Below are 22271 nucleotides of genomic sequence, written 5' to 3' on the forward strand. Positions count from 1 at the left end.
ACCACGTCGACGCCGCCGATCACCGCCGTGTTCAGCGCGTTGCGGATGTCCACCGTCTCCCCAGCAACCGGGCCGGGCCGAGCGCACCGAGCAGGTCCGCGCCGAGGCCCCAGCCGTCGGCGGCCTCCACCCAGCCGCGGAATCCGATCCCCGTCGTGGCCACCACGACGGCGGGCGGGGTGGCGATGCAGCGCTCGGTGGCCGCGCGCAGCCGCGCGTCGTCGGCGACCGGCACGATCCGCAGCGCCGCCCCTGGCAGCACCCGCGCCCCGCGCCGCTCCAGCAGCGCGGCCTGCTCGTCGACGCGGCGCGCGGCGGTGACCCCGACGGTGAACCCGGCCAGCGGCAGCGGTGGTTCCAGGGACGTCACGGCAGGCCGATCTCCACGACCTCGTCGCGCCGCCGCACCGGGAAGGTGCGCAGCCGGGCGGCCGGATCGTCCAGGCACTTCCCGGTGCGCAGCGAGAACACCTGCTTGAGCATCGGCGAGGCCACCGTCGGCTCGCCGCCGCGATCACCGACGATGCCACGGCTGATCACGCCGGCCCCGCAGAACGGGTCGACACCGCCCACCGCGTACAGCTCGTCGTCGGAGGTGCGGAACAACGCGACCGGTTCGGCGGCCAGCAGCGCGGGCACACCGCAGGCCGGCGGCAGCGCCGCCCACGGGCAGATCGGAAACCAGGTCGTCATGCGGGGACCTCCGCGGAATCGGGCCGGAACGACGGGGTGGGCAGCGGCACCGGACCTGCGGTGGACCGGTCCCGGTCGGGCAGGAACCCGATCGTCGGGTCGGGCGCGTCGGGGGCGTTGACGAAGGACACGAACCGGGCCAGCTTCGCCGGATCGGCGAGCACCCCGGCCCACTCGTCGGCGTAGCCCGCGACGTGCTCGGCCATCGCGGCCTCCAGGTCGGCGGCGATGCCCAGCGAGTCCTCGACGACGACCTCCCGCACGTGCTCGAGGCCGCCGTCGAGGGATTCGATCCACGCGGCGGTGCGCTGCAACCGGTCGGCGGTGCGCACGTAGAACATCAGGAACCGGTCGACGAGCCGGATCAGCCCCTCGTCGTCGAGATCGGCGGCGAGCAGCTCCGCGTGCCGCGGGCTGAACCCGCCGTTGCCGCCGACGTACAGGTTCCAGCCCCGGTCGGTGGCGATGACGCCGAAGTCCTTCGACCGGGCCTCCGCGCACTCCCGCGCGCAGCCGGACACCCCGGACTTGAGCTTGTGCGGCGCCCGCAGCCCGCGGTAGCGCAGTTCGAGCCGGACGGCCATCGCCACCGAGTCCTGCACGCCGTAGCGGCACCAGTCGGTGCCCACGCAGGACTTCACGGTCCGCAGCGCCTTGCCGTAGGCGTGCCCCGATTCGAACCCGGCGTCCACCAGCCGTCGCCAGATCGCGGGGAGCTGCTCGACGCGGGCGCCGAACAGGTCGATCCGCTGCCCACCGGTGATCTTCGTGTAGAGCCCGAACTCGCGGGCCACCTCGCCGAGCACGATGAGCCCGTCCGCGCTGATCTCCCCGCCGGGCACCCGCGGCACCACCGAATAGGTGCCGTTGCGCTGGAGGTTGGCCAGGAACCGGTCGTTGGTGTCCTGCAGCCCGGCGTGCTCGGCGTCGAGCACGTGCCCGCGCCCGAGGCTCGCCAGGATCGAGGCCACCGCCGGTTTGCACAGGTCGCAGCCGCGCCCGCGGCCGTGGTCGCGGATCAGCTCGGAGAACGTGGCGATGCCGGTGGCGCGGACGATCTCGAACAGCTCGGCGCGGGTGTGCGCGAAGTGCTCGCACAGCGCGCGGGCAGGGGCGACGCCGCACTCGGCGAGCAGCCTGCCCAGCACCGGCACGCACGACCCGCAGCTCGTTCCCGCCCGGGTGCAGGCCTTGACACCGGCCACATCGGACAGACCGGAGCCGCTGATCGCCGCGGTGATGTCCCCTTTGGACACGTTGTTGCAGGAGCACACCACCGCGTCGTCCGGCAGCGTCCCCGCGTCCGGCGCGGGGCCGGTGGGCAGCAGCAGCCGCTCCGGCGGTGCGGGCAGCGCGCGGCCCACCAGCGGTCGCAGCGAGGCGTAGGCGCTCGCGTCGCCGACGAGCACCCCGCCCAGCAGCACCTGCGCGTCGTCGCTGAGCACGAGCTTCGCGTAGGTGCCCGCCGCGTGGTTGGCGTGCACCACCTCCAGCGCGCCGTCCGCGGTCGCGTGCGCGTCGCCGAAGCTGGCCACGTCCACCCCGAGCAGCTTCAGCTTCGTCGACATGTCGGCACCGGTGAACGGCTCGCCGTCGAGCCCCAGCAGCTCGCGCACCACCACTTCGGCCATCGCGTAGCCGGGAGCGACCAGCCCGTAGCAGCGGCCGTCGACGGCGGCGCACTCGCCGACCGCCCAGACGCGCTCGTCGGAGGTGCGGCAGCGCCCGTCCACCAGCACCCCGCCGCGGTCGGCCCGCGCCAGCCCGGATCGTGCGGCGAGCTCGTCGCGCGGGCGCACCCCCGCGGAGAACACCACCAGCTCGGCCGGGATCGTGCCGCCGTCGCCGAGGGTCACCCCGGCGACTCGCCCGTCCGGTCGGGCGTCGATCGAGGCGGTCGCCGTCCCGCAGTGCACCGCCAGCCCCAGGTCCTCGACCAGCCGCGCCAGCACCCGGCCGCCGCCGTCGTCGACCTGCAGCGGCAGCAGCCGCGGCGCCCGCTCCACCACGTGCGGGCGCATCCCCAGCAGCCGCAGCGCGTTCGCCGCCTCCAACCCGAGCAGCCCGCCGCCGATGACGACCCCGGGCGCCCCCGCCACCGCCGCGTCCCGGATGCCGTCCAGGTCGTCGAGCGTGCGGTACACGTGGCACCCGGCCAGGTCGTGACCGGGCACCGGCGGCACGAACGGCCGGGACCCGGTGGCGAGCACCAGCGCGTCGTAGCGGAACTCGGCGCCGCCCGAGGTGCGCACGGTCCGCGCCGCGCGGTCGATGCTCGCGACGGCGTGGTCCAGGTGCAGCCGCACCATCGGGTCGTCGAAGAAGCCCGGTCCGGCCAGATCGAGGTCCGCGGCGCTGCCACCGTCCAGGTAGGACGACAGCGCGACGCGGTCGTAGGCGGCGCGGGGTTCCTCGGCGAGGACCTCCACCCGCCAGCGGTCCGCGTCGTCGCGGGAGCGCAGCTCTTCGACGAGGCGGTGGCCGACCATCCCGTGGCCGATCACGACGAGGGTGCGGGTCATGCGGCGCCTTCCTGTTCGGGTTCGTCCGCGCCGGCCGGTTCGGCGGCGCGCAGCGCGGCGCACAGGCCGCGCACCTCGTCGGCGCAACCGCCGCAACCGGTGGTGGCCCGGGTGGTCCGGGCCAGCGCGCCGAGGTCGCGGGCCCCGGCGCGCCACGCGTCCTCCAGCCGCCGCTTGCTCACGTCGTTGCAGCGGCACAGCACCGCGTCCGCGGTCGGCTCCGCCGGTGCGGCGGTGGGCGCGGCGCCCAGCAGCAGGCCCAGCCGGTCCACCGGCAGCGGCAGGTCCCGGTCGTGCAGCTGGGCGAGGGTGGCGGTGGCCTGCGGGAACCCGATCAGCACCGCCCCGGTGAGGCGTTCGCCCCGGACGGCGAGCTTCGCGTACCGGCCGCGCGCCGGGTCCGAGAGCACCACGGGCTCCGCCGCCGGGGATGCCAGCTCCGCCACCTCGCCCAGCGAGGCCACGTCGATGCCGCGCGCCTTGAGCCTGGTCACGGTCCCGCCGACGCGGTAGCGCGCCGAACCGCCCGCGAGCCGCCGCGCCAGCACCTCCGCCTGCTCCCAGGCCGGGGCGATCAGGCCGGGCACCCGCTCGTCGTGCTCGGCGCAGTCGCCGAGGGCGTGCACGCGCGGGTCCGAGGTGGCCAGGTGGTCGTCCACCAGCACACCGCGGCCCACAGCCAGCCCGGCCTCGCGGGCCAACCCGGTCTCCGGGACCACGCCGGTGCACAGCACCACCACGTCCGCGGCCAGCACCTCGCCGTCGTCGAGCACCAGCTCACCCGGCCGGTGCGCGGCGGCTCGGCGACCGAACCGGGTGCGCACGCCCGCCTCCCGGAGGTGCTCGGCCAGCAGCGCCCCGCCCGCCGCGTCGAGCTGCCGGTCCATCGGGTGCGGCTGCGGGTGCACCAGCACCACCTCCAGGCCGCGGCCGAGCAGCCCGCGCGCGGTCTCCACGCCGAGCACCCCGCCGCCGAGCACCACCGCGCGCCGCGCCCCGGCCGGAATCCGCGCGCAGTCCGCGAGGGTGCGCAGCACCGCGACCCCGGCTGCGAGCGCCCCGCCCGCCGCGCGCAGCCCCGGCACCGCGGGCACCGCCGCCCGCGCCCCGGTCGCCAGCACCAGCTCGTCGTACCGGTGCACCACGCCGGTGTCCGCCCGCACCAGCCGCCGCGCGGGATCGACCGCGGTGGCGGTGACTCCGGTGCGCACGTCGGCGTCGAGCTCCGGCAGCTCCACCGCGTCCGGCGGCAGCGTCCCGTCCAGCACCGAGGCCAGCAGCACCCGGTTGTAGGCGGGCCGGTCCTCCGCGCCCAGCACGGTGATCGGCCCGTCGTGGCCGTGCCCGCGCAGCCGCTCCACCAGCCGGTGCGCGGCCGGACCGTTCCCGGCGATCAGCACGTGGCTCACGCGAACACCTCCGCCGCGGCACCGGTCGGCGGCGCCACGTCCGCGGGCAGCGGATCGAGGCGGGCGGCGGCCACCTTGAACTCCGGCATCCGGCTGCGCGGATCGAGCGCCGGGTTGGTGAGCAGGTTCGCCCGTCCCGCGCCGGGGAAGTGGAACGGCAGGAACACGGTGTCCACCCGCATCGAATCCACCAGCCGCACCCGCGCCGCGGTCCGGCCGCGCGCCGAGCTCACCAGCGCCACGTCCCCGTCGCCGAGCCCCGCCCGCCGCGCGGTGTCGGGGTGCACCTCCACGAACGCCTCGGGCGCTGCCGCGGCCAGCTCCGGCACCCGGCGGGTCTGCGCGCCGGACTGGTAGTGCGCCAGCACCCGGCCGGTGGTGGCGTGCAGCGGGAACTCGGCGGACACCTGCTCGGCGGCCGGGCGGTGCTCCACCGCGGCGAACCGGGCGCGTCCGTCGGGGTGGGCGAACCGGTCCAGGAACAGCCGCGGCGTGCCCGGGTGGTCCTCCGCCGGGCACGGCCAGTGCAGCGCCTCCCCGGCGTCGAGCCGTTCGTAGCTGATGCCCGCGTAGTCGGCGGCGCCACCGGCCGAGGCGCGGCGCAGCTCCGCGAACACCTCGCGCGGCGCGGTGGGGTAGCGGTGGCCGGGTTCGCCGAGCCGCCGCGCGAGCCCGTGCAACACCTCCAGGTCGCTGCGCGCGTGGCCCGGCGGCACCCGCAACCGGCGGCGGCGAAGCACCCGGCCTTCGAGGTTGGTCATGGTGCCGTCCTCCTCGGCCCACTGCGCCACCGGCAGCACCACGTCCGCCGCGCGCGCCGTCTCCGAGGGCACGAAGTCCGCCACCACCAGCAGGTCCAGCGCCGCCAGCCGCTCGGCGACGTGCCCGGCGCGCGGCGCGGAGACCACCGGGTTCGACCCGAACACCAGCAGCCCGCGCACCCCGCCGGGTTCACCGGCCGAATCCAGCAGCTCGTAGGCGCTGATGCCCGGACCGGGCAGCGAGTCCGGCGGCACGCCCCACACCCCGGCGACGTGCGCGCGCGCCGCCGGGTCGGCGAGGGAGCGGTAGCCGGGCAGCTGGTCGGCCTTCTGCCCGTGCTCCCGGCCGCCCTGCCCGTTGCCCTGCCCGGTCAGGCAGCCGTACCCGCTGCCGTCGCGGCCGGGGAGCCCGAGGGCGAGGGCCAGGTCGATGAACCCGGCGACGGTGTCGGTGCCCTTCGCGTGCTGCTCGGCGCCGCGCCCGGTCAGGACGTAGGCCCGGTCGGCACGAGCGAGCATCCGCACCGCCGCCCGCTGCGCGCGCACCGGTACTCCGGTGATCCGCTCCACCCGTTCCGGCCACCAGCTCATCGCCCGCCGCCGGACCGCCTCGAACCCGGTGGTGCGGTCCCGGACGTAGTCGCCGTCCACCCACCCGTCGACGACCGCGATGTGCAGCATCCCCAGCACCAGCGCCAGATCGGTGCCGGGCGCGGGCTGCAGGTGCAGGGCGGCGCGCTGCGCGGTGGCGCTGCGCCGCGGATCGATGACGACCAGCTCCGGCGCGGCGAGGTGCCGCAGCAGCGGCGGCATCGTCTCGGCCGGGTTCGCCCCGGCCAGCAGCACCACGTCCGCCCGGCCCAGGTCGGTCACCGGGAACGGCAGCCCCCGGTCCAGCCCGAACGCCGCGGTCCCGGCCGCGGCCGCCGAGGACATGCAGAACCGGCCGTTGTAGTCGATCCGGCTGGTGCCCAGCGCGAGCCGCGCGAACTTGCCCAGCAGGTACGTCTTCTCGTTGGTCAGCCCGCCGCCGCCGAACACGCCCACCGCGTCCGCGCCGTGCGCGGCCTGCAGCTCCCGCACCCGCTCGGCGACGGTGCGCAGCGCGGTGTCCCACTCCACCGGCCGCAGCCGGCCGCCGCGCCGCACCATCGGGTGCAGCAGCCGGTCCGGTGCGTCGAGCAGGGCGGGCGCGGTCCAGCCCTTCTGGCACAACCCGCCCCGGTTCACCGGGAAATCCGTCGGTTCGACCGCGACGCCGGTGCGCTCCCGGCTCAACCGGGTTCCGCACTGCAAGGCGCAGTAGGGGCAGTGGGTGGTCACGCTGCGTGGTTCAGGCACGGCCGGATCCTCCCGCGATCACGGCAGGCGCCTCGGCGGGCCGCGGGCGCAGGTACACCGCCCAGGTCAGCGAGGCGCACACCAGGTAGCAGCCCAGGAACGTGGTCAGCGCCGCGTCCCCGTCGCCCGCCGCACCGCCGAACGAGGCGCGGAAGGTGAGGTTGATGAACACCCCGCCGAGCGCCCCGACCGCCCCCGCCACGCCCATCAGCGCCCCGGACAGCCTGCGGGCCCGCGCGAACGCTCCCGAGGGCTCCCCGCCCTCGGCGATCTCCCGGCGCGCCCCGGCCGCGAACACCGCCGGGATCATCTTGTACACCGAGCCGTTCCCGATCCCGCTGAGCACGAACAGCACCACGAACGCCCCCAGGTACAGCGGGAACGAGTCCAACCCGGACGCCACCAGCAGCACCCCGGTCCCCGCGGCCATCGCCAGGAAGGTCCAGCACGTCACCCGAGCCCCGCCCCGCCGGTCCGCCAGCAGCCCGCCGATCGGCCGCGCCAGCGACCCCAGCAGCGGTCCCAGGAAGGTCCAGGTCGCGGCCTGCAGCGGGGTGAAGTCGAACTCGCTCTGCAGCACCAGGCCGAACGCGAACCCGTAGCCGATGAACGACCCGAACGTCCCGACGTAGAGCAGCGACAGCCACCAGGCGTGCGAGTCGCGCAGCACCTCCCGCTGCGCGCCCGGTGCGGTGACGACCGCGTCGACGTTGTCCATCCGCAGCGCCGCCAGCAGCGCGGCCAGCACGATCAGCGGCAGGTAGATCCCGGCGACCAGCGACGGGCTCGTCCCGCCCGCCACCGCCACCACGAGCAGCCCCACGATCTGCACGACGGCGACGCCGATGTTCCCGCCGCCCGCGTTGAGCCCGAGCGCCCAGCCCTGCTCCCGCTGCGGGAAGAAGCTCGTGATGTTGGTCATCGAGGACGCGAAGTTCCCGCCCCCGAGCCCGGTCAGCGCGCCCAGCACCAGGAACACGCCCAGCGGCGTCCCCGGTTGCTGGACGAAGTAGCAGATCAACCCGGTGGGCACCAGCAGCACCGAGGTGGCGAGCACCGTCCAGTTCCGCCCGCCGAACCGGGTCACCGCGTAGCTGTAGGGCAGCCGCAGCAGCGCCCCGACCAGCGTCGGCACCGTGGTCAGCAGGAACTTCTCGGCGGCGTCGAAGTCGAAGCCGATCTCCGGGGACAGGAACAGCACCAGGACCGACCAGATGCTCCACACGGAGAACCCGACGTGCTCGGACAGGATGGACAGCCACAGGTTGCGGCGCGCGATGCGCTTGCCGGTGCGCTGCCAGAACGCCTCGTCCTCCGGGTTCCAGCCGTCGATCCAGCGGCCGGGCCTGCTGTGCGGGGTGGTGGTCACCGCGGCTCCTCTCGTCGTGCCGGACCGACGCTAGGGAGCGGGTGTTTCCGCTGATCGCCGCTGCGCGTTACCGCCGGGCAAAGCCGCCTTCACATCCGCGGACCCGCCGGGCGTGAACTGCGCGGACGCCCGGATTCGGGGTGGTGCCCGCCACGTGGCACCGTGGTGGGGTGACAGCACGCGGCAGCGATCCCGGCACCGAGCACGCGCACGCTCGGGAGTTGTTCGCCTCGGCCCGGCGGATCACCGCGCTGACCGGTGCGGGGGTGTCCACCGACTCGGGCATCCCGGACTTCCGCGGCCCGAACGGGGTGTGGACGCGGGACCCGCAGGCCCAGCGGCTCACCGACCTCGACTCGTACGTGGCCGATCCGGAGGTGCGCAGGCTGGCCTGGCGCGGCCGCGCCGAGCACCCGGCGTGGGCGGCGGAGCCGAACCCGGCGCACCGCGCGTTCGCGGACCTGGCGGCGCAGGGCCGGTTGACCTCGCTGCTCACCCAGAACATCGACGGGCTGCACCAGCGGGCGGGGCTCCCGGTCGGGTTGGTGCTGGAACTGCACGGATCGGTGTTCGGCGTGGTCTGCCTGGATTGCGGGGCGACCGGGTCGATGCGGGCGGCGCTGGAGCGCGTCGCCGACGGCGAGGAGGACCCGCCGTGCCGTTCCTGCGGCGGCATCCTGAAGTCCACGACGATCTCGTTCGGCCAGAACCTCGACCCGGACGTGATCCGCTCCGCGCAGCGCGCCGCGCTGGACTGCGACCTGTTCCTGGCCGCCGGGACGTCGCTGACGGTGCACCCGGCGGCGGGGCTGGCGGAGCTCGCGGTGCGCGCGGGCGCGCGGCTGGTGATCTGCAACGCCGAGCCGACGCCGTACGACGAGCTCGCCGCCGCGGTGCTGCGCGAGCCGCTGGCCGAGGTGCTGCCGGAGCTGGCCGCGGTGCCGCTCGCCGAGTCCGCCGAGCCGCTGCGCACCTGGGGCGACCCCAGCACCTGGGGCTGATCCGCCTCCGCCTCGCGCCCACCCGCTGAGGCCGTCCACCACGTCCCCGTGTCCGCTGGAACGGTTCAACGCGCCCGAAATGTCCCGTTGATTCCGTGATGTCGACCTTGTGGCGCGTGTGGTTCGTGCGACGAATTGCGAGCAGTGGGGTCACGATGCACAGTTGTGCTCGTCCTGTGCGCTGAATGGCGCAACACTGCAAGTCCGAACGGACCAGTTCGGCGTCCTGGAGGTGGCGGTCGTGCGGCGACCTCGACTACTGCCCGGCGGCCTGGTGCTCGCCTCCGCGATCGCCCTCGCGCTCCCGCTGGCCGCGGCCGGCGCGCCGGAACCCCCGGCGCGACCTGACGACGGCGAGATCCAAACACAGCGCGACCGCGTCGGCGACCGGGCGGACCGCGTCGGCGAACTCACCCAACGCCTCTCCGAAGCCGAAACCCGGCTCACCGAGCTGGGCGCGCGGGTGGAACTGGCGATGGAGGACGCGAACAAGGCGCGCGTCGACCTCGACCGCGCCGAACGCGCCCGGGCCCGCGCGGAGCAGACCGCCGCCGGGGCGCAGGGCCGGGCCCGCGCGGCCGCCGGCGAGGTGGAGCGCCAGCGCGCCCGCCTCGACGAGTTCGCGGCGGGCAGCTACCGGCAGGGCAGCAAGCTGGGGTCGCTCACCGCGTACGTGGGCGCGCACGGGCCGGACGAACTGCTCGAGCGCGCCGAGCTCCTCGACACCGTCGGGCGCACCCAGCTCGACGTGCTCGACGACATGGAGCGCTCCCACATCGACCAGGTCAACAAGGACTCCCTGGCGCGCAAGGCCTTCCAGGAAGCCGCCGCGGCCCGGGCCACCGCCGCCGACGCGAAGGGGCGCGCCGACGCCGCGCAGGACGCCGCGATCTCCGCGCGCGCCGCGCAGGCGAGCACCTCCGCGAAGCTGGAGGCCGAACGCTCCGGCGTGCAGCAGGAGCTCACCGCCGCCCGCGCCGCCGTCCGCGGGCTGGAGTCCCAGCGCGACCGGTACGAGGAATGGCTCAAGGCGAGCCAGGCCGCGCAGGCCCAGCAGGCCGCCGAAGCGGCCGCCGCCGGGAACGCGCAGGGCGGCTCGGTGCCCGACTCCGACGATGATGACGACGACACCGAGGCCGCCACCGGCTCGGTCGAGGCCGTGGTGCGCCGGGCCCTCAACCAGGTCGGCATGCCCTACGCCTGGGGCGGCGGCAACTCCAGCGGCCCCACGCGCGGCATCCGCGACGGGGGAGTGGCCGACTCGTACGGCGACTACCAGAAGATCGGGTTCGACTGCTCCGGTCTGATGATCTACGCGTTCGCCGGGGCCGGGGTGCAGCTCGACCACTACAGCGGCTACCAGTACCAGTCCGGCACCCGGGTGCCGCTGTCGTCGATGCAGCGCGGGGACATGCTGTTCTGGCGCAGCAGCGGGCGGGTGCACCACGTGGCGCTGTACCTCGGCGGCGGCCAGATGGTGGAGGCGCCGTACTCGGGTTCGAAGGTGCGGGTCACCTCGGTGCGCTACGCGGGCATCGCGCCCTACGCGGTCCGCGTCCTCTGATCGGTTCCGGAAGCGGTCGTGCCGGTGGGTCTCCCGGCGCGGCCGCTTCCGCGCGTTCCGGGTGGGGTGCCCGCGATGCGGCGGCGGGGCTGCGGTAGGCATCGGGGCGTGGTGGACGAATTCGCGGCGGTGGTGCTCGCGGGCGGGAGTTCCCGCCGGCTCGGCGTGGACAAGCTGGCGCTGAGCACCGGTGGCCGCACGTTGCTGGAGCACACCGCGCTGGCGGTGCGCGACGCCGACCCGCTGGTGGTGGTCGGGCCACGGCGGCCGGTGTCGCCGCCGGTGCGGTGGGCGCGGGAGGACCCGCCCGGCTCGGGTCCGCTCGCCGGGCTGCACGCGGGGCTGGGGGAGGTCCCGTTCGAGCGGGGCCTGGTGGCGGTGCTGGCCGCCGATCACCCGGGGCTCACCGCGGAGACGGTGGCGCGGCTGCGCGCGGCGGCGGGGGAGCGCGGCGCGGTGCTGGTGGACGCGGACGGTGCCCTGCAGTGGCTGCTGGGGGTGTGGCCGGTGGCGGTGCTGCGCGCGGCGATGCCGGAGCAGGTGCGGGACCGACCGGTGCGCGCGCTGTTCGCCGCGCTGGACCCGGCGCACGTCCCCGCGGTGGGGGCGGAGGCCGCCGACGTCGACACCCCGCAGGACCTGCACCGGCTGGACTGAGCCGCACCGCGCTGGCTCTGCTGCGCGCTCCCCCGCCGCATCATGTTCGTGAGCTCGATTCCTTCAGTGTCGGCTGAAATCAATGCGCCCGCAGCGGCCCGGCATCGCGGGCGCGGGAAAGGACCGCACGGAGGGCGGAGATCGCTTCACAGGGGTCACACCGCCCGTGCGGTTGACTTCGAACCTGGCCGGGTGCCCCCTCGCGCAACCGGGGCGCCGCCGTGCCAAGATCGCTGCGACGTGCGCTCGGCGCGCGAACGCCCACGTCCGCCGAGGTCCGGCGGCCCGGCACCGCGGCGAACGCCCGAAGCGACCAGGGAAGCGAACGAGAGGTGTCGAAGTGACCGAGGCCGGCGAGGGCGGGGCGGCGCCCGCGGAGCAGGTGAGCACACCGGCCCGGGACGCGCAGTTGCTCGAACGCACCGTGTTCGAGGTCAAGCGGATCATCGTCGGGCAGGACCGGCTCGTCGAGCGGATCCTGGTCGGCCTGCTGGCCAAGGGCCACGTGCTGCTCGAAGGCGTGCCCGGCGTCGCCAAGACGCTCGCCGTGGAGACCTTCGCGAAGGTCGTCGGCGGCTCGTTCTCCCGACTGCAGTTCACTCCCGACCTGGTGCCCGCCGACATCCTCGGCACCCGCATCTACCGGCAGGGCAGCGAGCGCTTCGACGTGGAGCTCGGGCCGGTGCTGGCGAACTTCGTGCTCGCCGACGAGATCAACCGCGCGCCCGCCAAGGTGCAGTCGGCGCTGCTGGAGGTCATGGCCGAGCGGCACGTCTCCATCGGCGGCGAGAGCTTCCCGATGCCCAAGCCGTTCCTGGTGCTGGCCACCCAGAACCCCATCGAGAACGAAGGCGTCTACCCGCTGCCGGAGGCGCAGCGGGACCGGTTCCTGTTCAAACTCCAGGTCGAGTACCCCTCGGCCGAGGAGGAGCGGGAGATCGTCTACCGGATGGGCGTGGCGAGCCCGGAACCGACGCCGGTGCTCGACGCCGACGAGCTGACCCGGTTGCAGGACGTCGCCGCGCAGGTGTTCGTGCACCACGCGCTGGTCGACTACGTGGTGCGGCTGGTGCTGGCGACGCGCACCCCGAACGACCACGGCCTGTCCGACATCGCAGGGTGGGTGTCCTACGGCGCCTCGCCGCGCGCGAGCCTCGGCATCGTCGCCGCGTCCCGGGCGCTGGCGCTGGTCCGCGGCCGCGACTACGTGCTGCCGCAGGACGTGGTGGACGTGGTGCCGGACGTGCTGCGGCACCGGCTGGTGCTGTCCTACGACGCGCTCGCCGACGGCATCCCGGTCGACCACATCGTCAACCGGGTGCTGCAGACCGTGCCGCTGCCGCAGGTCTCGGCCCGCCCGCAGGCGAACCCGCCGCAGGCGCAGCCCGGGTACGGGCAGGCGCCGGTCGGCCCGCCGCAGTACTGACGCGCGGCCGCGCGCCCGTGCCCCACCCGACGAACGAGGAGCGATCAGCCGTGCCGGTGAGTTCCGCCCGCGAAGGTGCGGACCGCCCGTCCTGGGCCCCGCCCGAACTGGAAGGGCCGCGGCTGCACGCCGCGCTGCGCTCGCTGGAGCTGACCGTGCGCGGCAGGCTCGACGGCCTGCTTCAGGGCAACCACCTCGGCCTGGTGCCCGGACCGGGCACCGAACCGGGGGAGGCGCGGGTCTACCAGCCCGGCGACGACGTGCGGCGGATGGACTGGGCGGTCACCGCCCGCATGTCCGAACCGCACATCCGGCAGACCGTGGCCGACCGGGAGCTGGAGACCTGGGTGGCGATGGACCTGTCGCCGAGCCTCGACTTCGGTTCCGCGGCCTGCGACAAGCGGGAGCTGGCGATCGCCGCGCTGGCCGCGGTGACGCACCTGACCAGCGGTGGCGGCAACCGGATCGGGGCGGTCGTGGACAACGGCACCGGCCCGGTGCGGCTGCCCGCGCGCGGCGGGCTGGGGCACTCGCGCGGGTTGCTGCGCAACGTCGCCGAGACGCCGCGGGCGGCGGAGGGCACCCGGGGTGATCTGCCGCGGCTGCTGGAGTCGTTGCGGCGCCCGCCGCGGCGGCGCGGGCTCGCGGTGGTGATCTCCGACTTCCTGGGTGAGCTGGACTGGCAGCGCGCGCTGCGCGGGCTCGGCGCCCGGCACTCGCTGCTCGCGGTCGAGGTGCTCGACCCGCGGGACCTGGAGCTGCCGGACGTGGGCACCGTCGTGCTGTCCGACCCCGAGACGGGGGAGCAGCGGGAAGTGCGCACGACACCGGTGCTGCGCAAGGAGTTCGCGGCCGCGGCCGCGGCGCACCGCGAGGAGGTCGCGGCGGAGCTGCGGCGAGCGGGCTGCGCGCACCTGGTGCTGCGAACGGATTCGGATTGGATCGCCGACGTGGTGCGGTTCGTGGTGGCCCGCAAGCGCGGATGGTCCGGAGGAACGGCGTGATGTTGAGTTTGTCGGGTTTCACCGCGCCGTGGTGGTTCCTGCTGCTGCTGGTGGTCGCCGCGCTCGTCGCCGGCTACGTGTGGGCGCAGCAGCGGGCGCGCAAGGAGACGTTGCGGTTCAGCAACCTGGCGGTGCTGGACCGGGTGGCGCCGAAGCGGCAGGGCTGGCCCAAGCACGTGCCCGCCGCGCTGCTGGCCGTCGCGATGATCCTGCTGACGGTGGCGCTGTCCGGGCCGACCGCCGAGCAGCGCATCCCGCGGAACCGGGCGACGGTCATGCTCACCGTCGACGTGTCGCTGTCGATGATGGCCAAGGACGTCGAGCCGAGCCGCCTGGAAGCGGCGAAGATCGCGGCGAAGGAGTTCGCCGACAAGCTCACCCCCGGCATCAACCTCGGGCTGGTGTCGTTCGCGGGCACCGCCACCGTGATGGTCATGCCCACGACCGACCGGACCGCGGTGAAGCAGGCCATCGACAACCTGTCGTTGTCCGAGGCGACCGCGACCGGCGACGGCATCAACGCCTCGATGTCGGCGATCGACTCGTTCGGCAAGATGGTCGGCGGCCCCGGCGGCGCCCCGCCCGCGCGGATCGTGCTCATGGCCGACGGCGGGCAGACCATCCCGCGCGACATGAACGCCCCGCGCGGTGCCTACACGAAGGCGGGGGAGGCGAAGAAGGCCGGGATCCCGATCACCACGATCTCGTTCGGCACCGACTACGGCACGATCGACATCGAAGGCCAGTCGCAGCCCGTGGAGGTCGATGACGAGGCGATGGAGGAGATCGCGGACCTCTCCGGCGGCGAGTTCCACAAGGCCGCCAGCGCCGAACAGCTGCGCCGCGTCTACGACACGCTGGGCGAGCAGATCGGCTACGAGATCAAGCACACAGACGCCAGCAAGCCGTGGTTGGTGCTGGGTACGCTCACCGCGATCGTCGCGGCGGTGCTCTCGTTGCTGCTGGGGCGACGTCTGCCCTGACGCCGCAGAGCACGGGAGCCCGACGTGAGCAGTGCCGCCGGTGCGGTGGAGTTCCTCCGCGAATTCGTGAAGTCCCCGACGACGACGGCCGCGGTGGGCCCCAGCTCCCGCCACTTGGCGCGGGGCATGGTGGCGCCGATCCCGGCCACCGGTGATCCGGTGGTGGTGGAGCTCGGCCCCGGCACGGGCGCGTTCACCGAGGCGATCCAGCAGCGGCTCGGCGGCCGCGGCACCCACCTGGCGGTGGAGCTCAACCAGCGGTGGGCGGAATCGCTGAGCGCCCGGTTCCCCGAGGTGGACGTGGAATGCGCCGACGCCCGCGCCTTGCCGCGGCTGCTGGCCGAGCGGGACGTGCGGGCCGACGTGGTGGTCAGCGGGCTGCCGTGGGCGGCGCACGCACCGCAGAACGGGGTGCCGCTGATCCGGCTGATCGCGGACTCGCTGACCGAGCAGGGGGCGTTCACGCAGTTCGCGTACACGTGGACCCGGTGGGCGGCCCCGGCGCGGCGGCAGCACGCCGATCTGCGCGCCGCGTTCGAGGAGACGGTGCTCAGCCGCACGGTGTGGCGCAACGTGCCGCCCGCGCTGGTGTACCTGGCCCGCCGCCCGCGGCGGTGAACCGGCGGCGCCGCTAGGGCGTGCGCAGCAGGACGAGCCTGCCGAGGGGGCTGGCGATGATCTGCGGTGCGCGGAAGCCGGCTGCGGTGCCCTCGGCGGCGAGGTCTTCGGCCGACACGCCGAACGCGACCCGCTGGCGCCGGTGGAAGAGGCGGTCGAGGGCGCCGCGCGTGCCGGGGTCCGCCTGCGCGGGGAAGAGCTCCTGGACCAGCAGCAGGCCACCGGGGCGCAGGGCGCGGCGGATCGCGGCGAGCACGTCGGCGCGGTCGTCGGCGGGGAAGAACGCCTGGGCCCAGTAGCAGACCTCGAAGGCGTTCTCGTCGCGCAGCTCGCGGGCGTCGGTGGTGCGCACGTCGAGCCGGTCGGCGACGCCGGCGTCCGCGGCGCGGGCGGTCAGTTCGGCGGCGACCTCCGGAACGACCTCGACGCCGACGGCGCGCAGCCCGTCGAACAAGGTGAGCGTGGTCAGCAGCGCGCCGCCGACGCCGCTGCCGACGTCGAGCAGCGGGCCGCCGCGGGCCAACCGGTCGTGGTACTCGGGCAAGGCCTGGTAGAGCATCCGGTACAGCTGCCGGGCCCCGTCCTCGGGGCGCACGCCCCAGCCGCGGGCGAGTCGCAGCGCCTGCTCGCCGTCGAGGTCGCGGTCGGCGGGCAGCACGGCGCCTGCGACGCGGTCCCGGGCCAGGTCGGCGGCGTCGAGCACGGTCGGCACGTCGACGCCGGAGGCGCCCGCGATGAGCGCGTGGAAGGCCGGGGTGAGCCGGAACGCGGTGTCCTGCTCGTGCGCGACGCCCGCGGCGGTGAGCACGGCCAGCACGTCGGCGGCCTGCTCGGCGGGGACTCCGGTGGCGTCGGCGAGTTCTGCGGTGGTGGTCCCGCGGCGCAGCAGGTCCAGCCAGCCCGCGCGGTGCGCGGCGCGGAAGAGCTCGAGCAGTTCCAGGCCTTCGGCCCAGCCCTGCACGGTCGCGCGCGCGGCCAGGGCACCCTGGAGTTCGTCGAGACCCGATGTTCCGCTGTCGTGCACTGCCGCTCCCAGGTCCGGCCCGCCGTTCCAAGATCGACGGTACTCCGCCGGTGCGGTACCGGGCGGTGTGGTCCGTTTCGCGGCGAATGGTCTCCCTGTCCGTTGTTCGGGCTGGTCAAGCCGGTGTGGGTGATCGTTCCGGTGGTGGTGATCATGGTCTGCGGGTGTGTCCGGTGCGCCCTGCCCGGGTTACGTTCGTCGGATGGCGGACGAGGTGGTCTCAGGATTCGGTGAGATCCCGCTGCTCGTGGAACTGGGGAGCGCGCTGCTGCTGTCCAGCCTGGTGGGGCTGGAACGCGAGGTGCGGGCCAAGAGCGCGGGACTGCGCACGCACACCCTGGTCGGGGTGGGTGCGGCGCTGTTCATGCTGGTGTCGAAGTACGGCTTCGGCGACATGCTGCAGTTCGACCGGGTGGCGCTGGACCCGTCGCGGGTCGCCGCGCAGGTCGTGTCGGGCATCGGGTTCATCGGCGGCGGGTTGATCTTCGTGCGCCGGGACGTGGTGCGGGGGCTGACGACGGCGGCGACGGTGTGGCTGGTCGCGGCGATCGGGATGGCCTGCGGGGGCGGTCTGGTGCTGCTGGCGTCGGCGACGACGCTGGTGCACTTCCTGGTGGCGGTCGGGTATCCGCGGTTGCTGCAGCTGCTGCGCGGAGTCCTGCGGGAGCCGCAGGTGGTGCGGGTCGGCTACCTGGACGGGCACGGGGTGCTGCGCGAAGTGCTGACGCTGTGCACCAGCCGCGGGCTGAAGGTGCTGGACCTGCAGGTGGAGCGGGAGGACACCGACGACGGCGACCAGCGCACCGCGGTCGTCGCCGTCCGGCTGCAGGGCAAGCAGCCGGTGTCCGGGCTCGTCGAGGAGATCAACGGCTTCCCCGGAGTGCTGCACGCCGCGGTCGGCGACTCCGCGGAAGCGGGGATTTGACCAGCCCGCCCTGAACTCGGACGGCGAGTGGTGTCTTGATCTCGTCAGCGGCGGAGCCGCTGAGCAGCGAGCACCCTGGCAACTCGCACCGCCGCGGGTTCTCGGCGTTCCCCTCGCGAGGACGGCGTTTTCTCCTGTGGCGGAGCCACCGGTGAAAACGATCCCGCAGCGAGGGGAACGCCGAGGTTCCGCTACCCGAGCACCGAGCAGCAGGAGTGGCAGGACTCAGTCGTCGAGGGCGCGGCGGACCAAGGTGGCCAGGTGCACGGGTTCGACGTCGGTGGCCTGGCGGATCTGCAGCCGGCAGCTGAAGCCGTCGGCGACGACCGCGGTGCCCGGTTCGGCCGCGCGGATCGCGGGCAGCAGGGCCTGCTCGGCGCAGTCCATCGACACCTCGTAGTGGCCGCGTTCGAACCCGAAGTTGCCCGCCAGCCCGCAGCACCCGGCGTCGAGGACCTCCGCGTCGGCGCCGGTGGCGGCGAGCGCGGCCCGGTCGGCGTCGAAGCCGAGCTCGGCGTACTGGTGGCAGTGCCGCTGCACGAGGGCTTTGCCGCCGCCGCTGCGCTGCCAGCGCTCGCGGGTCGGTTCGACGTGTTCGGCGAAGGTGCGGGTGGCCGCCGCGAGCGCCTGCACGTCCGGGTCGTGCGGGGCCAGTTCGAGGGCGTCGCCGCGCAGGAACGCGGTGCAGCTCGGTTCGAGCCCGATCACCGGCAGGCCGGCGTCGATCCGCGGGCGCAGCAGCCGCGCGGTGCGCTGCACGACGCGCCGTGCGGTGCCGAGCTGCCCGGTGGAGGCCCAGGTCAGTCCGCAGCACACCGGTTCGCGGGGGAGCTCGACGGTGTGGCCGAGGCGTTCCAGGGCGAGGACGGCGTCGCGGCCGATGTGCGGGTCGAAGTGGTCGGTGAAGGTGTCCGGGAACAGCAGCGCCGGAGCGTCCCCGGTGGTGCTGGGCCGTTCGCGGTGGGCCCACCAGGACCGCAGGCTGCGGCCGGCGAGCTGCGGCATCCGCCGTTCGGCCGCGATGCCGCCGAGGCGTTTGACCAGCGGTGCCGCCGGTCCGTCGAGCACGGCGTTGACCAGTCGGGGCGCGACCCGGCCGAGGGCGAGCCACAGCGGCAGGAAGCCCATCGAGTAGTGCGCGGCGGGCCGCGGCCGGTGCCGGTAGTGGTGGTGCAGGAACTCGGCCTTGTAGGTCGCCATGTCGACACCGACGGGGCAGTCGGTCTTGCAGCCCTTGCAGGACAGGCACAGGTCGAGCGCCTCGCGCACTTCGGGGGAGCGCCAGCCGCCGCGGACCAGCGAGCCGTTGAGCATCTCGAACAGCAGGTGGGCGCGGCCGCGGGTGGAGTGCTGCTCGTCCTTGGTGGCCCGGTAGCTGGGGCACATCACCCCACCTGTGGTGTTCAGGCACTTGCCCATGCCGACGCAGCGCCTGCTGGCGGGCGCGAGGTCGCCGCCGTCGGCGTGCAGCGCCAGCTCGGTGCGGGTGGGGATGTTCGGCGGCGCGACGAGCAGCCGCAGGTCGGCGTCGACGGGCCGGGGCCGCACGATCTGGCCGGGGTTGAGCAGGCCGTCGGGGTCGAAGGCGGCCTTGAACCGCTCGAACGCGCGGATGATCTCCGGCGGGTACATCCGGGGCAGCAGCGCCGAGCGGGCCCGCCCGTCGCCGTGCTCGCCGGAGACCGAGCCGCCGTGGGCGACGACGAGGTCGGCGGCGGCCTCCATGAACTCCCGGTAGCGGGCGGCGCCCGGCCCGGTGAGCAGGTCGAAGTCGACGCGCACGTGGATGCAGCCGTCGCCGTAGTGCCCGTAGGTGACGCCCTTGCGCCCGAACCGGGCCAGCAGCGCGTCGAACTCGCGCAGGTAGGCGCCGAGGCGTTCCGGTGGCACGGCGGCGTCCTCCCAGCCCGACCAGCGCTCGGAACCGTCGGCCATCCGGGTGGAGTACCCGGAGCCCTCTTCGCGGATCTTCCACAGCGCGCCCATCCGGGCCGGGTCGGTGTGCACGACGGCTTCGGCGCGCGAGCCGATGGCGCGGCGGACGCGTTCGGCGGCGTTCTCGGCGTCGCGGCGATCGGTGCCGCCGACCTCGACGAGCAGCCAGCTGCGGCCGCCGGGCAGCAACCGCAGCGCGGGGGAGGAGGGGTTGCGGGCGGAGACCACGTCGACGAGTTCGGCGCTGAGCCCTTCGATGGCGAGCGCGTCGAGCCCGCGCAGCCGGGTGACCTGGTCGGCGGCGGCGTAGCTGTCCTCGAACCCGAGCACGACCATGGCGCGCGCGGCCGGGGTCTCGACGAGTTCGACGGTGGCGCCGAGCAGCACCGCGCAGCCGCCTTCGGTGCCGGTCAGCGCACGGGCCAGGTGGAATCCGTGCTCGGGCAGCAGCTGGTCGAGGTTGTAGCCGGACACCCGCCGGGTGAGGTCGGGGAACGCGGCGCGCACCTGCTCGGCGGTGTCCTCGCGCAGCGACCGCAGCTGCCGGTAGAGCCGCCCGGTGCGGTCCTCCCGGACGCACAGCGCGTCGAGTTCGGCGGGGGAGGTCTCGCCGACGGTGAGCCGGGTGCCGTCGGCGAGCAGCACGTCCAGCGAGCGCACGTTGTCGACGGTCTTGCCCCACGCGACCGAGTGGGTGCCGCAGGAGTTGTTGCCGATCATCCCGCCGAGCGTGCACCGGCTGTGCGTGGACGGGTCGGGTCCGAACGCGAGCCCGTGCGGCTTGGCCGCGGCCTGCAGGGTGTCGAGCACGACGCCCGGTTCCACCACGGCCAGCCGCCGCTCGGCGTCGACCTCGAGGATGCGGTTGAAATGCCGGGAGAAGTCCAGCACCAGTCCGGGCCCGCAGGCGTTGCCCGCGATGCTGGTGCCCGCGCCGCGCCCGGTGATCGGCACCCCGTGCTCCCGGGCGACGGCGACCGCGGCGGCCACGTCCTCGGCGTGCCGCGGGTGCACGACCGCGAGCGGCACCTGCCGGTAGTTCGAGGCGTCGGTGGAGTACAGGGCGCGGGTGCCGGGGTCGGATCGGGCGGGCCCGTCGAGCACGCGGCGCAGCGCGGCGGCGAACTCGGCGGGTGCGGGCTGGTGCGCGGTGGTGGTCGCGGCGGTCGTCATGCGGGAACTCCTGTCCGGGCCGGGGGCAGGGCGGTGCGGTCGGGCGCGGTCGGCGATCGAGGCTGTACGCACCGTAGGGCTTCGCGGGGCCGGATGGCGGTGTCCACTGTCGGCGCGCCACCGCTCTGGCGATCGTTTTCTGTTCGGAGTGGATGGGAGGCCCGCACCGGTGAACCGATAATGTCGCGGCTGTTCAGGTGAACGGACTCGCCCGTCGTGGTGCTGGCGTTCACCGCGCAGGGCTTTTCGGGAGGAGATCCACAGTGGGACGGTCCGTTCTGGTGACCGGAGGTAACCGCGGTATCGGGTTGGCCATCGCCCGCGCGTTCCAGGCGGCGGGCGACGAAGTGGCGGTCACCCACCGCGGCTCGGGCGCTCCGGACGGGCTGCGCGGCGTGCAGTGCGACGTCACCGACGCCGAGCAGGTCTCGGCGGCCTTCGACGAGGTGGAGGCCGCGCAGGGCCGCGTCGAGGTGCTGGTGTCCAACGCCGGGATCACCGATGACGGGCTGCTGCTGCGCATGGGGGAGGAGCAGTTCGGCCGGGTGCTGGACGCGAACCTCGCCGGTTCGTACCGGGTGGCGAAGCGGGCGGCGAGCAGCATGCTGCGGCTCAAGCGCGGCCGGATGGTGTTCGTGTCCTCCGTGGTGGGCCTCTCCGGTGGGGCGGGGCAGGCGAACTACGCGGCGAGCAAGGCGGGCCTGGTCGGCCTGGCGCGCTCCATCGCCCGCGAGCTGGGGTCGCGGTCGATCACCGCGAACGTGGTCGCCCCCGGGTTCGTCACCACCGACATGACCGACGCGCTCTCCGAGGAGCGCAAGAAGGAGATCTTCGCCCAGGTGCCGCTGGCCCGGTTCGCCGAGCCGGAGGAGGTCGCGAGCACGGTGGCGTGGCTGGCCTCGGACGCGGCCGCCTACGTGACCGGTGCCGTGATCCCGGTCGACGGCGGCCTGGGCATGGGGCACTGAGCGGTACCGGCCCGGTTTTTCACCCGGCCCGCCGCGCGGCGGGCCCAAGCAAGCACAGCGGAGGAAGTTCGTGAGCGGATTGCTCGAAGGCAAGCGCATCCTGATCACCGGCGTGATCACCGACGCGTCGATCGCGTTCCACGCGGCCAAGATGGCGCAGGAGCAGGGCGCCGAGGTGGTGCTCACCGGGTTCGGCCGGATGAGCCTGGTGGAGCGCATCGCGGGCCGGTTGCCGAAGCCCGCGCCGGTGCTGGAGCTGGACGTGACCAACGCCGAGCACCGCGACAGCCTGGCCGACCGGGTGCGCGAGCACGTCGACGGCCTCGACGGCGTCCTTCACTCGATCGGGTTCGCGCCGGCGTCCTGCCTCGGCGGTGACTTCCTGGACGCGCCGTGGGAGGACGTGTCCACGGCGGTGGAGATCTCGGCGTACTCGCTGAAGTCGCTGACCACGGCGACGCTGCCGCTGCTGTCGGCGGGCTCGTCGATCGTGGGCATGGACTTCGACGCGCGCGTCGCCTGGCCGGCCTACGACTGGATGGGCGTGGCGAAGGCGGCGCTGGAGTCGACCAGCCGCTACCTGGCGCGCGAGCTCGGTCCGCAGGGCATCCGGGTGAACCTGGTGTCGGCGGGCCCGGTGCGCACGATGGCCGCGAAGTCCATCCCGGGCTTCTCCGGGCTGGAGGAGACCTGGGGCGAGCGGGCGCCGCTGGGCTGGGACGTCAACGACCCGACCCCGGTCGCGCAGTCGATCTGCGCGGTGCTGTCGGACTGGCTGCCCAAGACCACCGGCTCGATGATCAGGCGAACTCCTGGCCGGTGAGCTCCGCGGTGGGCACGTCGCCGAACGCGGGGTCGCCGACCCAGCGGTTCCGGTCCGCGAAGCCGATCTTGCTCG

Annotated in this window: 17 protein-coding genes and 1 pseudogene; 10 read left to right on the plus strand and 8 right to left on the minus strand. The window is 74.5% G+C overall.

The window, feature by feature from the left end; translation table 11 throughout:
* Positions 1-61: 61 nt before the first annotated feature.
* The 6 genes and pseudogenes from ABZ805_RS26140 to ABZ805_RS26165 form a co-directional block, all read right to left on the minus strand.
* Positions 62-361, minus strand: a pseudogene (locus ABZ805_RS26140) (uroporphyrinogen-III synthase); the annotation flags it as partial.
* Between the two features lie 5 nt (positions 362-366).
* Positions 367-693: a nitrite reductase small subunit NirD gene (nirD, locus tag ABZ805_RS26145; protein WP_358445541.1), complete on the minus strand. Its 327-nt coding sequence runs from the start codon at positions 691-693 to the stop codon at positions 367-369.
* Positions 690-3215 carry a nitrite reductase large subunit NirB gene (nirB, locus tag ABZ805_RS26150; protein ID WP_358445544.1) on the minus strand — a complete coding sequence of 842 codons (2526 nt, stop codon included), beginning with the start codon at positions 3213-3215 and terminating at the stop codon, positions 690-692. Before nirB ends, nirD begins: the two co-directional genes overlap by 4 nt.
* Positions 3212-4624 (minus strand): FAD-dependent oxidoreductase, encoded by a 1413-nt coding sequence (locus tag ABZ805_RS26155; protein ID WP_358445547.1) that lies wholly within the window; start codon positions 4622-4624, stop codon positions 3212-3214. The genes nirB and ABZ805_RS26155 overlap by 4 nt, the downstream gene beginning before the upstream one ends.
* On the minus strand, positions 4621-6726 hold the full coding sequence (locus tag ABZ805_RS26160; protein ID WP_358445550.1) for a molybdopterin oxidoreductase family protein: 2106 nt from the start codon (positions 6724-6726) through the stop codon (positions 4621-4623). The genes ABZ805_RS26155 and ABZ805_RS26160 overlap by 4 nt, the downstream gene beginning before the upstream one ends.
* Complete coding sequence (locus ABZ805_RS26165) at positions 6719-8095, minus strand: nitrate/nitrite transporter (protein ID WP_358445553.1); 1377 nt, start codon at positions 8093-8095, stop codon at positions 6719-6721. Before ABZ805_RS26165 ends, ABZ805_RS26160 begins: the two co-directional genes overlap by 8 nt.
* Before the next feature lie 170 nt (positions 8096-8265).
* On the opposite strand from ABZ805_RS26165, the gene ABZ805_RS26170 reads away from it, so the two are divergent.
* The 7 genes from ABZ805_RS26170 to ABZ805_RS26200 all read left to right on the plus strand — a co-directional run bounded on the left by ABZ805_RS26170 (position 8266) and on the right by ABZ805_RS26200 (position 15348).
* Entirely contained in the window at positions 8266-9096 is an 831-nt protein-coding gene (locus ABZ805_RS26170) for a Sir2 family NAD-dependent protein deacetylase (protein WP_358445555.1), read from the plus strand.
* A gap of 241 nt (positions 9097-9337) precedes the next feature.
* The gene (locus tag ABZ805_RS26175; protein WP_358445558.1) at positions 9338-10660 is read left to right on the plus strand and encodes an NlpC/P60 family protein; all 1323 of its coding nucleotides are present in this window, start codon (positions 9338-9340) and stop codon (positions 10658-10660) included.
* Positions 10661-10768: 108 nt separating this feature from the next.
* Positions 10769-11317: a molybdenum cofactor guanylyltransferase gene (locus ABZ805_RS26180; RefSeq protein WP_358445561.1), complete on the plus strand. Its 549-nt coding sequence runs from the start codon at positions 10769-10771 to the stop codon at positions 11315-11317.
* Positions 11318-11657: 340 nt separating this feature from the next.
* Complete coding sequence (locus ABZ805_RS26185) at positions 11658-12743, plus strand: MoxR family ATPase (RefSeq protein ID WP_358445564.1); 1086 nt, start codon at positions 11658-11660, stop codon at positions 12741-12743.
* 50 nt (positions 12744-12793) lie between these two features.
* Positions 12794-13747 carry a DUF58 domain-containing protein gene (locus ABZ805_RS26190; protein WP_358445566.1) on the plus strand — a complete coding sequence of 318 codons (954 nt, stop codon included), beginning with the start codon at positions 12794-12796 and terminating at the stop codon, positions 13745-13747.
* 2 nt (positions 13748-13749) lie between these two features.
* The gene (locus tag ABZ805_RS26195; protein ID WP_358445584.1) at positions 13750-14730 is read left to right on the plus strand and encodes a VWA domain-containing protein; all 981 of its coding nucleotides are present in this window, start codon (positions 13750-13752) and stop codon (positions 14728-14730) included.
* 24 nt (positions 14731-14754) lie between these two features.
* Complete coding sequence (locus ABZ805_RS26200) at positions 14755-15348, plus strand: methyltransferase domain-containing protein (protein ID WP_358445569.1); 594 nt, start codon at positions 14755-14757, stop codon at positions 15346-15348.
* A 13-nt stretch (positions 15349-15361) separates the two neighbouring features.
* Here ABZ805_RS26200 and ABZ805_RS26205 read toward each other — a convergent pair whose 3' ends face one another.
* On the minus strand, positions 15362-16372 hold the full coding sequence (locus ABZ805_RS26205) for a class I SAM-dependent methyltransferase (protein WP_358445572.1): 1011 nt from the start codon (positions 16370-16372) through the stop codon (positions 15362-15364).
* Between the two features lie 202 nt (positions 16373-16574).
* Between ABZ805_RS26205 and ABZ805_RS26210 the strand changes: the two genes are divergently transcribed.
* Positions 16575-17297, plus strand: coding sequence for an MgtC/SapB family protein (locus ABZ805_RS26210; protein ID WP_358445575.1), 723 nt, complete (start codon positions 16575-16577; stop codon positions 17295-17297).
* A 225-nt stretch (positions 17298-17522) separates the two neighbouring features.
* Here ABZ805_RS26210 and ABZ805_RS26215 read toward each other — a convergent pair whose 3' ends face one another.
* Positions 17523-20405, minus strand: coding sequence for an FAD-binding and (Fe-S)-binding domain-containing protein (locus ABZ805_RS26215; protein ID WP_358445578.1), 2883 nt, complete (start codon positions 20403-20405; stop codon positions 17523-17525).
* Positions 20406-20668: 263 nt separating this feature from the next.
* On the opposite strand from ABZ805_RS26215, the gene fabG reads away from it, so the two are divergent.
* Complete coding sequence (gene fabG / locus ABZ805_RS26220) at positions 20669-21373, plus strand: 3-oxoacyl-ACP reductase FabG (protein WP_224957440.1); 705 nt, start codon at positions 20669-20671, stop codon at positions 21371-21373.
* Positions 21374-21443: 70 nt separating this feature from the next.
* A complete protein-coding gene (gene fabI, locus ABZ805_RS26225; RefSeq protein WP_358445581.1) occupies positions 21444-22196 on the plus strand; it encodes an enoyl-ACP reductase FabI in 753 nt (250 codons plus the stop codon).
* Positions 22197-22271 lie beyond the last annotated feature (75 nt).

This window comes from Saccharopolyspora sp. NPDC047091 (assembly GCF_040643635.1).
In the GTDB taxonomy this organism is placed as follows: Bacteria; Actinomycetota; Actinomycetes; order Mycobacteriales; family Pseudonocardiaceae; genus Saccharopolyspora_C.